At 45.1% G+C, this 12,233-nt stretch carries 12 protein-coding genes; 2 read left to right on the forward strand and 10 right to left on the reverse strand.

The features are described 5' to 3' along the window. Positions 1 to 4 precede the first annotated feature (4 nt). Entirely contained in the window at positions 5 to 1,870 is a 1,866-nt protein-coding gene (locus tag DOE51_RS09440) for a potassium transporter Kup (RefSeq protein ID WP_168196419.1), read from the forward strand. An 8-nt stretch (positions 1,871 to 1,878) separates the two neighbouring features. Here DOE51_RS09440 and DOE51_RS09445 read toward each other — a convergent pair whose 3' ends face one another. Together DOE51_RS09445 and DOE51_RS09450 are read right to left on the reverse strand one after the other, a co-directional pair. Continuing rightward, the gene (locus DOE51_RS09445; RefSeq protein WP_142696293.1) at positions 1,879 to 3,012 is read right to left on the reverse strand and encodes a patatin-like phospholipase family protein; all 1,134 of its coding nucleotides are present in this window, start codon (positions 3,010 to 3,012) and stop codon (positions 1,879 to 1,881) included. 139 nt (positions 3,013 to 3,151) lie between these two features. Further along, the gene (locus tag DOE51_RS09450; RefSeq protein WP_142696294.1) at positions 3,152 to 3,448 is read right to left on the reverse strand and encodes a hypothetical protein; all 297 of its coding nucleotides are present in this window, start codon (positions 3,446 to 3,448) and stop codon (positions 3,152 to 3,154) included. A gap of 398 nt (positions 3,449 to 3,846) precedes the next feature. Between DOE51_RS09450 and DOE51_RS09455 the strand changes: the two genes are divergently transcribed. Next, positions 3,847 to 4,866, forward strand: coding sequence for a hypothetical protein (locus DOE51_RS09455; protein WP_142696296.1), 1,020 nt, complete (start codon positions 3,847 to 3,849; stop codon positions 4,864 to 4,866). A 186-nt stretch (positions 4,867 to 5,052) separates the two neighbouring features. Here DOE51_RS09455 and DOE51_RS09460 read toward each other — a convergent pair whose 3' ends face one another. The 8 genes from DOE51_RS09460 to DOE51_RS09495 form a co-directional block, all read right to left on the reverse strand. Then, entirely contained in the window at positions 5,053 to 5,679 is a 627-nt protein-coding gene (locus DOE51_RS09460; RefSeq protein WP_142696298.1) for a M23 family metallopeptidase, read from the reverse strand. Between the two features lie 265 nt (positions 5,680 to 5,944). Then, positions 5,945 to 7,192, reverse strand: coding sequence for a serine hydroxymethyltransferase (gene glyA / locus DOE51_RS09465; RefSeq protein WP_142696300.1), 1,248 nt, complete (start codon positions 7,190 to 7,192; stop codon positions 5,945 to 5,947). A gap of 52 nt (positions 7,193 to 7,244) precedes the next feature. Next, positions 7,245 to 7,721, reverse strand: a complete 477-nt coding sequence (locus DOE51_RS09470; protein WP_142696302.1) for an RpiB/LacA/LacB family sugar-phosphate isomerase — start codon at positions 7,719 to 7,721, stop codon at positions 7,245 to 7,247. A 4-nt stretch (positions 7,722 to 7,725) separates the two neighbouring features. Further along, entirely contained in the window at positions 7,726 to 8,997 is a 1,272-nt protein-coding gene (gene fabF, locus DOE51_RS09475) for a beta-ketoacyl-ACP synthase II (RefSeq protein ID WP_142696304.1), read from the reverse strand. Positions 8,998 to 9,003: 6 nt separating this feature from the next. Then, a complete protein-coding gene (gene acpP / locus DOE51_RS09480) occupies positions 9,004 to 9,240 on the reverse strand; it encodes an acyl carrier protein (RefSeq protein ID WP_088614628.1) in 237 nt (78 codons plus the stop codon). Between the two features lie 146 nt (positions 9,241 to 9,386). Continuing rightward, positions 9,387 to 10,136, reverse strand: coding sequence for a 3-oxoacyl-[acyl-carrier-protein] reductase (gene fabG, locus DOE51_RS09485; protein WP_142696305.1), 750 nt, complete (start codon positions 10,134 to 10,136; stop codon positions 9,387 to 9,389). Positions 10,137 to 10,243: 107 nt separating this feature from the next. Then, positions 10,244 to 11,218 carry an ACP S-malonyltransferase gene (fabD, locus tag DOE51_RS09490; RefSeq protein ID WP_142696307.1) on the reverse strand — a complete coding sequence of 325 codons (975 nt, stop codon included), beginning with the start codon at positions 11,216 to 11,218 and terminating at the stop codon, positions 10,244 to 10,246. A 3-nt stretch (positions 11,219 to 11,221) separates the two neighbouring features. Then, a complete protein-coding gene (locus tag DOE51_RS09495; protein WP_142696309.1) occupies positions 11,222 to 12,217 on the reverse strand; it encodes a beta-ketoacyl-ACP synthase III in 996 nt (331 codons plus the stop codon). Between the last annotated feature and the right edge of the window lie 16 nt (positions 12,218 to 12,233).

Here is a 12,233-nt window from a genome sequence, read left to right on the forward strand (position 1 = left end):
ATTGATGCTCTCTTTGGGGGCTTTAGGCGTTGTGTTCGGTGATATCGGTACGAGTCCTCTGTACTCGTTGCGCGAATGTTTCGGAGAGTACGGCATCGCTGCGACTCCTGAAAACGTCATCGGCATTCTATCCCTGATCTTTTGGACGCTTTTCATCGTCATTACTATCAAGTACATGGTTTTCGTCATGCGCGCAGATAATAAAGGCGAGGGTGGTATCCTGTCGCTGATGGCACTGGCGGTGCGCAGTCAACACACCAAAGACGTGACCAATCGTCGGTGGATCATGACGATCCTGGGACTTTTCGGTGCGGCACTTTTATATGGTGATGGTGTTATTACCCCTGCGATCTCGGTCTTGTCTGCGATGGAAGGTTTGACGATCGTTGCTCCGCAATTTGATCCGTTTATCATTCCACTTACGATCTTCATCATGAATGCGTTGTTCTTGATGCAGAAATACGGAACGGGTCGCATCGGTGTTATCTTTGGTCCGATTCTTTTGATTTGGTTCTTCACTCTTGCAGCACTTGGTATTCACGGTATCACTTTGAATCCGCATATCTTTGAAGCGTTGATGCCACATCATGCTCTTGAGTTCTTCTATAATAACGGACTTCATGGTTTCTTAGTTTTGGGTTCTGTGTTCCTAGTTGTTACTGGGGGTGAGGCTCTTTACGCAGACATGGGTCACTTTGGTAAACGTCCGATTCGTTTGGCGTGGTTCTTTATCGCTCTTCCAGCGTTGGTACTGAATTACTTCGGTCAAGGTGCGATGCTTTTGAGTAATCCTGAAGCGATCTCAAATCCCTTTTATATGCTGGCTCCGAAATGGGCTGTGTTTCCGATGGTCATTTTATCGACGTTGGCGACTGTTATTGCCTCTCAAGCATTGATCACGGGTGTGTTCTCGATCACACGTCAGGCGATTCAATTGGGTTTCTGCCCACGTATTTCAATCATCCATACATCCAGCCAGGAAATTGGTCAGATCTATATTCCAGCCGTGAACTGGTCGTTGTTCATCGGTGTCATTTGGTTGGTTCTGACATTTAAAACTTCAAGCAATTTGGCGGCAGCTTACGGTATTGCGGTGACGGGTACGATGATCATCACCACGATCTTAGCTTACGAAGTCGCTCGTCAAAAATGGAATTGGAGTTTCATGAAGGCTGCCGGAATTTTCGGTGCGTTCTTGATCATGGATACAGCGTTCTTTGCTGCCAATATTCACAAAGTTCCTCACGGTGGTTGGGTTGCTTTGTTAATTGGTGCTGTGATTTATTTGCTGATGACAACATGGCAAAAAGGTCGTCAGGTTTTGTTCCGTCGTTTGAAAGAACGCTCAATGCCGGTTGAAGAATTCTGTCAAAAGATTCTGCGCGAACCACCGTTGCGTGTTCCGGGAACCGCGATCTTCATGTCAGGGGATCCTTGGGGTGTGCCGCCTCCGTTATTGCATAACTTAAAACACAATCGCGTTCTGCATCAGCGTATCGCGGTGTTAACAATTCAAACGCGTGAAGTTCCATTCGTAAGCAAGAAGGAACGCATTTCGATTCAAGAAGTGATTCCAAACTTCTATCGTATCCTTGCGTACTACGGCTTCATGGAAACTCCGAAGATGAAACATATCTTAGAGGCGTGTCGCCAGCGCGATATCAACTTCAATGTGAATGAAACAACATTTGTGTTGGGTCGTGAAACAATCATCGCGGTTCCAGGCCCATCTAAAGCGGGCGAGCCGGGAATGTCACACTGGCGTGAACGTTTGTTTGCGGTGATGTCGAAAAACGCGCAACGCCCGACAGCCTTCTTCCGCATTCCGCCAAACCAAGTGATCGAAGTGGGTATTCAAGTCGAAATCTAGCGGACTTTTTAGTCCGTTAGAAATTTTTCGATGTGGTCTTTTTGAGCAAGACCATCGTTGTAACCAAGTTCGATCAACTTTTCACAGTACGATTTTTCGAAAAGAAGAAAGCTTGTGATTTCTGCGGCTTCATCAAGAGATCCTAAGCCGCGCATAAAGTAGCGAATCATTTTCGGCAAATCATTAGAACGATTCGCCGCTAATGTGGAAAGATCCTGCGACGGAGAAATCCACAAAGCTTCGACTTTCCTGACCGTCAGTTTCTTGCGTTCTTCTTCTAAAATTTTATCCATATCGGCATTGATGCGTTCGATGCGCTCCATATCAAGCTCGATACTATCGGCCATGACGGCGTTAAGTAGTACGCTCAGAATCCGCGCCGCCGTGGGAGCTTCCAGATTGGCGTTTGCGTTTTGCGAATAACAAAGATCTCTTTTGGTGCGCACACCGATTGCTAAAATTTTCTCCGCACCCAAATAGATAGCAGGCGCGCACGGACTTAAATTGCGAATACTGCCATCGCCGAAATAGCCATGCTCAAGTTCTATCGGTGGAAATAAAATTGGAATCGATGATGATGCCATTAAATGATCGACCGTGATTTTTTCGTGAACACTGCGACGGCGCACACGCTGCCATGGAGTGATGTCTTTAATGCCTTGAACGAACGTCACAGAGCTGGTGTTGAAATAATCAAGCGCTGTCACCGCAAGCGCATCCATGTGACCGCTCTGCAAATTCTTTTCAATATTTGGAAAGATACAATGCTCTTGAATAAGTTTGCGCAGGGGAGACGTGTCCAGAAGTGCTTTTCCAGGAGTTGATTTTTTCATCCCACCCATCGAAAGTTCCATCAACCAACGAATCCCTTCGTGCGTGAGTGAAATCGGATTGCTCACGAAAACCTCTTCGGATTTGATGTCTTTCCAGAGATCAATAAGATGGGTGCACGCTTCGGTAAAATTTCCTGAATGAGATGTCAGAACACAAGCGTTGATCGCCCCCGCACTCACACCTGAGTAAATTTGAAAAGGATGTTCAATTTTTAATTTCGAACAGACTTCTCCAATGGCAGATAACACACCAGCCTGGTAAGAAGCACGGGCTCCTCCACCGGAGAGCACAAGACCAAGGTTTCGCATTTTCCCACTCCTCTTGTCTTCTTGTGTGCGCAGAGCGATACTTTACTTGTGCGCAGGGTCCAATATCTCGAACGAGATCATTGATTCCACTGAAGGAAATAATGACTCTGCACAAGGGAGCTGACGGCTCCCTTCTTTTTTAGGGTGTCGCAGTTGTGTTAGAACTTTTTCGGCGCGCTCTTTCAATTCGGAGTTCTTCATCCAGCAATTCAGAAAGATGTGTGCGGCGCGATTTCACCATGAGATCTATTTTATTTAAGTAAGTCGCAAGATGATGAAAGAGCTTTTCTGTCTCCACATCTATTTCTAAACGACCTTCCTCTTCTTTAATTTCTTCGGTCAAACGATCCACAATAAACAGCGCGGCATTCAATGAGCTTCCTACCTCATGTAAGAACTCGCGTTCTTGATAGAGTGCTCCATTCTGATGTGCCATAGATCCTCCTTCGTTCCATTATGCAAATCGCCGGAAGTGCCCACAATATGTAGGGTTGCAGGTCATCTACTGAGTAATAACTTCAGGGTGTTCCGTGAACTTGAGGCGACCTCAACGCGGTAAATTGAAGTTGGGTTGCTGCCTTAAAATTAAGCAACGACTTTCGTTAAATGCGGGATTAATTTAGGAAATCGTTAAGAATTGGTGTTGAAACGGGACCAAAGTTCTGGCACCTTACTTGCTTTATCGGATAGTGGCTCCATTTTGGGAGCATTTTTGTCGGTAGGTTGAAGGAAGTACTTAACTTCACGAAGCTTCGGCAGAGTTAGAAGTTTAATTAAAGTTTTAAGTAAGAAACATAATAACCATTTAAGGTACAACAAACGAAAGGGAAAACAGTGAAAAAACAAGTTCTAGTATCACTGATTTTGGCGGGGTCCTTGGTATCTTCTTTTGCACACGCAGAAGAAAAAAAAGAGGCTTCTCAAACTGCAAACTCATCAACTGTGAAAGTTACTGACGTTCAGAAAAAAGACGAACAAGTAAAAGACATCGACGATGAAATCACAAATGCGCGTCTTCGTGCACAATTGGGTTCTAAATCTCGTTGGTCATTCAAATCTGACTTCGGTTTCAACGGTGGTTCAGTTGAAAAACCATTCGATGCTATCCGTCCTAACTACCGCGCTGGTGCAAGCGTAGAAACTCTTGCAGTTATCTCTGGTAACGTAGGTGTTAACTACCGTTTGACTGAAAAAGACAATTTGTCTGCAGGTACTGGTATCACTATTATGGATCCATTCCATGGCGATATCACTAAGCCAGTTCAAGATCCTCGTGCAAAATCACAAGGTGAAACTGTATCTCGTTACCAAGTTTCTACTCCGTTCTTGGACTGGAGCCGTGGTTACAAAGCTTGGGGCATGCAACAAGTTTCTGACATCACTTACTCTCACTTCACAGATTCAGATTCAGCTGACTTGAAATCATTCGGTAACTTGGCACTGAGCCAAACTTTCCTTGCTGATTTCGGCGCTTCTAACTTCTCTGGCGGTGTGAACGTAGCGTTCGATTACACGTTCTACAACGGGGATGCTAAAGACGAATATCTTCCGTACCTTCAATCAGGCGCTATCATGCGTGATGATATGGGCTTCGGTTTGTTCCCATTCGCTGAGTACACTATCAACGACACATTGTCTTTGCGTACAGTATTCGGTTACTTCCAATTCATTCACTACAAAAATGAATTCAACAACACTCAAGACTGGAAACAACGTGAACCATACCAATCAGTTGGTGTTGGTATCTCTGTAACTCGTGATATCTACTTGTATCCAAACATCCAGTTCACTCCAAAAGACATCCGTGCTGACAGAACAAACGTAGCTCTTTCTACGAACATCAACTTGTTCTAATCAGTTAGTCTTACAAGGCGAACTAAAACGAAAAAGGCGACTCAAAAAGTCGCCTTTTTTTATGCCCAAAACTGATGGTGTCAGTCGTTTATTTGGGTCTACACTGCGTTACTAAAATAACGACAGACACCCGTAAAAGAAAAGGCACCTTATGGGTGCCTGCTTCTTTTTTACGACTCTGTCGCGTTAGTTTTGTGCTGTTGCTGTATGAGGTAGTAGGGGAAGTGGATCGATCGGGCCGCGGTTGTGTCGGATCTCGAAGTGGAGATGAACGCCCGTTGCTCTTCCAGTTCGTCCCATGGCGCCGATAACTTCGCCTTTGCGAACTTTCTGGCCTTCTGAAACCAGAATCTTATCGAAGTGAGCGTACAAAGTCGCCCAGCCTTCGCCAGACTCGATCAGTACCATTTTTCCGTAACCACGGAACTCACGACCTGCATAGATCACAACGCCTGCCTGAGAGGCTAAGATCGGTGTGCCTTTAGGAGCCGCAAGATCGATTCCCAAATGAGGTCTTTTCTTCTTGGGTAAAAAGCCACGAGTCATACGCGCGCTATCTACTGGCCAATCAAATGTCACGTCTTGAAGGATCGTCAAAGGTTGATCAGAAGCTGCCGTACGAACTTGTACGACCTTCTTTTCGCCCGCATCAGAACCTGCAGTTTGGAAATTTGATGAAGAAACTGGTGAAGTAAAAGTTGAACAGGAAATTAACGTTCCTGTAATACACATGCATCCTGCTGTTTTAACTAGCTGCTTCCATCCTGGTGTCATTCGGTAACTATAGCGCAGAAGGCCTCGAATCCAAAGCATAAAATCCTCTTAAGCCGTTGAATCATTTAGTGAAAGTGCCTAAAAGATTCTTATCGGTCACTCTCGAATGAGAATTGAGCAAAAAAACAGCATTAATGTTTCGGTACAAGAGTCCAATGCCAATGAGTTTTTAGATTAAAGGTAGCGCTTTAAATAAAAAAACTCGCTCTGATATAGAGCGAGTCGTCTCAAATTCTGTCAAATGAGTGAGTCTTAATCCGCCCGCAATGCCGCTTGGGATGCGACATTCAGGTCCAGGCGATGTTTAGTAGATAGGGAACTGCTTGCAGAGTTGTTTTACTTCTTCATGCACGCGATTTTTCACCGAAGCATCTTCAGCATTGTTCAATACTTGCGAGATCCATTTCGCGATTTGCTTCATCTCTGCCGGACCCATTCCACGAGTTGTTAAAGCAGGAGTTCCAATACGCACGCCACTTGTCACAAACGGCGAACGTTTTTCATTTGGTACCGTGTTTTTATTCACAGTGATGCCGGCTTCATCCAAAGAGTTTTCAGCGAGCTTACCTGTGATCTCGCGATCACTTAAATCAACAAGGATCAAGTGGTTGTCTGTGCCACCTGTCACAAGTTTGAAACCTTGCGACAGCATTTCGTCAGCCAACGCTTTCGCATTTTGAATGACCATTTCGCTGTATTTTTTGAATTCAGGTTGTAGAGCTTCTTTAAAGGCAACTGCTTTACCAGCAATCACATGTTCAAGAGGCCCACCTTGAATGCCAGGGAAGATTCTTGAATTCATGATCTTCGCTTTTTCTTCTGAGTTCGTCAGAATCATACCACCACGCGGACCACGTAAAGTTTTGTGAGTCGTCGTTGTGACATAATCAGCGTATTCAGCCGGAGACGGGTGGTGACCTGTTGCGACCAATCCTGCAAAGTGAGCCATGTCGACAAGTAATTGCGCACCAACTTCATCTGCGATTTCTTTAAACTTCGCAAAATCCAAAGTACGAGGGTACGCCGAATAACCCGCGATCAAAAGTTTCGGCTGAACTTCTTTCGCAACAGCACGAATTGTATCGTAGTTAATACGACCCGTTTCAGGATCTAGTTTGTAAGAAGCCGCTTTGAAAAGCATACCGCTGAAATTCACTGGTGAACCGTGAGTCAAGTGCCCACCGTGAGACAAATCCATACCTAAGATCGTGTCGCCCGCTTTGCAAGCCGCTAAGTAAACACCCATGTTCGCTTGTGAACCAGAGTGCGGTTGCACGTTTGCGTATTGCATGGCGAATAGTTTCTTCGCACGTTCAATCGCAAGACTTTCGACAGTGTCGACATTCACGCAACCGCCGTAATAGCGTTTGCCGGGATAACCTTCAGCGTATTTGTTTGTCAGGATAGAACCTTGTGCTTCCATCACAGCTTTAGAAGTGTAGTTTTCAGAAGCGATCATTTCCAAACCGAACTGTTGACGTTCAGATTCTTTGGCAATGGCTGCGGAAACTTCGGGATCGATTTGTGCTAAAGTTGATGATGTCGAATGCATAAGATTTACCTCTTATGACAAGTATCACCGGAATGGACGGAATTTAAAAGTCTCAACAACCCGTGTTGGCAGAGAGTTTTTCTACACGTCTTTGGTGACGGCCGCCTTCGAATGGCGTCTTAAAGAACTCTTTAATCATTTTTACGGCAAGATCAGGAGATGTGAATCGCGCTGACAAAACTAAAATATTTGCGTTGTTGTGTTCACGCGAAAGCTTTGCGATGTCTTCATTCCAACAAAGAGCCGCACGCACTTGCGGATAACGATTCGCACGAATCGCCATGCCTTGGCCAGAGCCACAAATCAAAACACCCATCACTGGACCCTGCAAAGGATCCACGATGTTATTTTTTTGATTTTGCAATTCAACGGCTGTGATTTCTTTGCAGACTTTGTCAGCATAGTCCGGATAGTCGACAGAATCCGCAGTAAAAGTGCCCTGATCTTTCCAATTTAGCTCTGGCAATGCAGCCATCACTTTCAGTTTAAGATCTAAGCCTGCGTGATCACATCCGACTTGAACTTGCATAGAATTATTCCGTGTATTTAGAGAAGATCATACAAGCGTTGGTTCCACCGAAACCAAAGCTGTTATTCAAGACGTGATTGATCTTACCTTTACGAGCCTCGTTTGGAACATAATCAAGGTCGCAATCTTCACTTGGATTTTCCAAGTTGATTGTCGGAGGTACGATTTGATCGCGAATTGCCATCACACAGAAAGCAGATTCAATAGCGCCTGCAGCACCCAACGCATGACCTGTCATAGATTTCGTTGAAGAAACCCAAACGTCTTTCGCGTGATCGCCCATCAATTTTTTAATCGCGAAAGATTCAAGACCATCACCAACTGGCGTGCTTGTGCCGTGCGCGTTCACGTAATTGATTTCAGAAGCTTTGATACCAGCATCTTTCACAGCCATTTTCATAGCTGCATAACCACCAGCACCTTCTGGAGCTGGAGACGTCATGTGGTAAGCATCAGAAGAAACACCATAGCCCGTGATTTCACACAAAATGTTTGCACCACGTTTAACAGCATTTTCCAAAGATTCGATAACAAGAACTGCCGCACCTTCACCAAGAACAAAACCATCACGGTCTTTATCCCAAGGACGGCTGGCTTTTTCAGGGGCGTCATTACGAGTTGATAGAGCACGCATAGAAGCGAAACCGCCCACTGCAAGTCCACACACCGTAGATTCAGCACCACCTGCAAGCATAACGTCTGCAACACCTTCACGAATGTAGCGAACAGCATCACCAATAGAGTGAACACCAGACGCACAAGCCGAAGTCACAGAGTAGTTAGGCCCTTTTAATCCCAAAGCAATCGAAACCTGACCCGCGGCCAAGTTTGTGATCACGCTTGGAATAAAGAAAGGACTGATACGACCCGGTCCTCTCTCTTTCATTTTGATTGATGTTTCTTCGATTGTCGCAAGACCACCGATACCAACACCAATAATAACTCCCGTTGTCTCTTTTACTTCTTCAGTAAGTTCTAGTTTCGCCATCTCAACCGCCATTTTAGAAGCAGCGATTGAGAAGTGAATGAACTCGTCCATCTTCTTCTGTTCCTTTTTTTCGATGTAAAGATCAGGATTAAAACCTTTCACTTCACCGGCAAAAGTCACATCGAAGCCAGTTGTATCAAACTTAGTGATCTTGGCGATGCCAGATTGACCACGAAGAGCGGCAGCCCAGCTGTCCTCAAGGTTATTACCAAGGGGAGTGACTGCGCCAACGCCAGTTACAACGACTCTTCTTTGAATTTTAGAGGGACGTTCGAATCGGGAGTTCATAAAAAACTACGCTTTACCTTTTTTCTCTAGGTAAGAAGCAACGTCTTGAACAGTTTTAAGCTTTTCAGCGTCTTCGTCTGGAATTTCAAGATCGAATTCTTCTTCCATAGCCATTACTAGTTCAACGATATCAAGGCTGTCTGCACCTAGATCGTCGATGAAAGAAGCTTCAGGCTTAACTTTCTCTGGATCTACGCCAAGTTGTTCTACGATGATGTCTTTCACTTTTGGATGCAATGCCATTTAAATCCTCCTGGGTAACATTAATCCTATTTTTCAAATTCCGGAAGTCCTGCCACTCAAATCCGAGTGTGAGACTTTTTAAAACTTAATTCTAATTTATTCCATTGCGCCCAACGCGCGGTAATCACGTCCCACCAGAGGTGGGACTAATCCATAAACATGCCGCCATTCACAGAAAGTGTCTGACCAGTGATATATTTAGATTCATCACTGAGTAAGAAGCGAACTGCTTGAGCAACATCAGTACCTTCGCCAATTTTATTCAAAGGTACTTTTTCAAGGATTTTTGCTTTTACTTCTTCTGGCAACACGTCTGTCATTTCAGTCGCGATATAACCAGGTGCTACGTTATTCACGCGCACATTTCTAGAAGCCAATTCCAAAGCCACAGATTTTGCGAAAGCCACTGTGCCAGCCTTAGAAGCTGCATAGTTTGCTTGACCCGCATTACCTGTCTGGCCAATCACCGATGTGATATTTACGATAGAGCCTTTGCGCGCTTTCATCATCGATTTCGTGAAAGCTTTCGTAACCAGGAATGTGCCACGAAGATTTGTAGCAACAACGCTGTCGAAGTCTTCCGCTTTCATGCGCAAAAGAAGTTGGTCTTTTGTGATACCAGCATTATTAACAACGCCGTCAACGTCGGACCATTTTTCAAGAATGTGTTCAACCGCTTCATTTACAGACTGTTCGTTAGCAACGTCCATCTTGATATAGAAGTGGCCTTCGCCCTTTAAAGTGTGCGCAACTTGTTGAGCTGCCTCTTCACGAGAAGAGTAAGTGAAAGCGATCTGTGCACCTTCATCAGCAAGAAGTTTCACAATAGCTGCGCCGATTCCGCGGCTGCCGCCAGTGACAACGATTTTCTTTCCTTGAAGAGAGTTTCCGCTCATTCCTTGCAATCCTTTAAGTAAACAATAACTGTGTGTTTTCAGCACCTATTTTCCAAATGAAGTGCTGACCAGACTCTGACCGAACTCTGAATAAAGCTCAAGAAAAATTAATGACTCGAAGCTTTCAAAAATTCCTCAATAGTTTTAATATCTTCGATGCTCGAAGTTGTCATAACTTTGAAGAATTCGCTGTCGATCTTTTTCAGAAGGCCTTGAAGGACTTTACCCGCGCCGCACTCGATGATTTGCGAGTGACCAGCAGCTTTTAATGTCTCCATGCTTTGAGTCCAACGAACCGGTGCAGAAACTTGGCGAATCAAATTTTCGCGAAGGTTTGCGCCGTCCGTTTCGAACTTCGCGTGGAAGTTTTGAACGATCGGGAACGCGGCCATCTTGAATTCCATACCAGTCAACACAACTCTCATTGTGTCTTCAGCAGGCTTCATCATTTCGCAGTGGAATGGGGCAGACACTTGCAATGGAATAAGCTTTGCGCGTTTCGGAGCTTCCGTCCAGATCGCTTCCGGTTTGAAATTATCTTTTAACCAGTTGATCGCTTTCATTGAACCCGAAATAACAATTTGTCCTGGTGAATTGAAGTTCGCCGCAGACAACGGACCGAAGCCAGAATTTTTAACTGTCCAAGCGCACAGAGTTTCAACTTGTTCTGGCTCCAAACCAAGAACAGCGACCATGCCACCTTGACCCACAGGAACTGCTGATTGCATAGCTTGTCCACGAGTGCGAACCGCTTGCATCGCTTGATCAAAACGAATCACATCAGCAGCAACAAGAGCTGCGTATTCACCAATAGAGTGACCCGCTGCTGATTGAACCTTGATGTTGAAGTCGTTGCGCAAAACACGTTGAGTTGCTGTTGAAACCAACAACAGCGCCGGCTGTGTGTTTTCAGTCAAAGCAAGATCTGCTTCAGAACCTTCAAAGCACAGTTTCTTCATGTCTTGTTTCAAAGCTTCAGAACCTTCTTCGAAAGTTTCTTGCGCGATTTTGAAGTTTTCAAACAAAAAACGGCCCATGCCAGGTTGCTGGCTTCCTTGTCCTGGAAATACAAGTGTAAACATGTTTTAGTACCTCAATAGAATTGAACCAGAAGTCAAACCTGCACCGAATGCAGTTAACAAGATGTTTTGACCTCGTTTGATTTTTCCATTCTTAACAGCCCAGTCAAAGGCTAGGGGAATAGAGGCCGCAGATGTATTACCTGTTTCATGAAGGTAAACAATCACGCGCTCCATTGGGAATTTAAATTGATCAGCCACAGCTTCAATAATGCGCTTGTTGGCTTGATGCGGAACAATCCAGTCGATTTGTTCTGGAGTTGTATTGTTGTGCTCAAGAGCTTCTTTGCAGCAAAGAGCCATCGTGCGCACAGCATTTTTAAAGATCTCGCGACCTTTCATTTGCACGTACTGAAGGTTGTTTTCGATCACATGTGCAGATTGCGGCATGATAGAGCCACCACCTGGCACAGTCAGAAGTTCTGCAAGATCGCCATCAGCATGCATGTGAGTGCTTGCGATAACGTTTGAGTCACCTTCGTTCGCGCGAGAAATCACCCACGCACCCGAACCGTCACCAAACAAGATGCAAGTTTCACGATCTTTATAATTTACGAAACGATGTAGGACTTCAGCGCCGACAACAAGAATGTTTTTGTAAACACCTGTGCGGATGAATTGGTCGGCGATTGAAACACCGTAAAGGAATCCAGAGCAAGCCGCATTCAAGTCAAAAGCCATGATATTGCGAGTGCCGAGCTTGCTTTGTAAATAACAAGCAGTCGAAGGCATTTGGCGGTCACCTGTCACAGTGCCGACAATAATCATATCGATGTCTTCTGCAGTAAGATTGGCGTCTTTAAGAGCTCTTTGAGAAGCGTGAAGGCAAAGGTCTGATGTCGCTTCGCCTTCAGCAGCCATATGGCGACGTTCGATCCCTGTGCGTTCAACAATCCACTGATCGCTCGTCTCAACCATTTTCTCAAGGTCTTGATTAGTCAAAACCTTCTCTGGAAGATACGAGCCTATCCCTGCAACTCGAGATCGATATTGTCCTGCCATGGAAATATACCTGTCT

Source organism: Bdellovibrio sp. NC01 (assembly GCF_006874625.1).
In the GTDB taxonomy this organism is placed as follows: Bacteria; Bdellovibrionota; Bdellovibrionia; order Bdellovibrionales; family Bdellovibrionaceae; genus Bdellovibrio.

Coding starts and splice junctions, on each gene's coding strand:
- fabG (WP_142696305.1), bottom strand. CDS start 10,136: ATGAGCGGAAACTCTCTTCAAGGAAAGAAAATCGTTGTCACTGGCGGC.
- fabD (WP_142696307.1), bottom strand. CDS start 11,218: ATGTTTACACTTGTATTTCCAGGACAAGGAAGCCAGCAACCTGGCATG.
- DOE51_RS09460 (WP_142696298.1), bottom strand. CDS start 5,679: ATGCTTTGGATTCGAGGCCTTCTGCGCTATAGTTACCGAATGACACCA.
- DOE51_RS09470 (WP_142696302.1), bottom strand. CDS start 7,721: ATGCAAGTTCAAGTCGGATGTGATCACGCAGGCTTAGATCTTAAACTG.
- DOE51_RS09495 (WP_142696309.1), bottom strand. CDS start 12,217: ATGGCAGGACAATATCGATCTCGAGTTGCAGGGATAGGCTCGTATCTT.
- glyA (WP_142696300.1), bottom strand. CDS start 7,192: ATGCATTCGACATCATCAACTTTAGCACAAATCGATCCCGAAGTTTCC.
- fabF (WP_142696304.1), bottom strand. CDS start 8,997: ATGAACTCCCGATTCGAACGTCCCTCTAAAATTCAAAGAAGAGTCGTT.
- DOE51_RS09450 (WP_142696294.1), bottom strand. CDS start 3,448: ATGGCACATCAGAATGGAGCACTCTATCAAGAACGCGAGTTCTTACAT.
- DOE51_RS09440 (WP_168196419.1), top strand. CDS start 5: ATGCTCTCTTTGGGGGCTTTAGGCGTTGTGTTCGGTGATATCGGTACG.
- acpP (WP_088614628.1), bottom strand. CDS start 9,240: ATGGCATTGCATCCAAAAGTGAAAGACATCATCGTAGAACAACTTGGC.
- DOE51_RS09445 (WP_142696293.1), bottom strand. CDS start 3,012: ATGCGAAACCTTGGTCTTGTGCTCTCCGGTGGAGGAGCCCGTGCTTCT.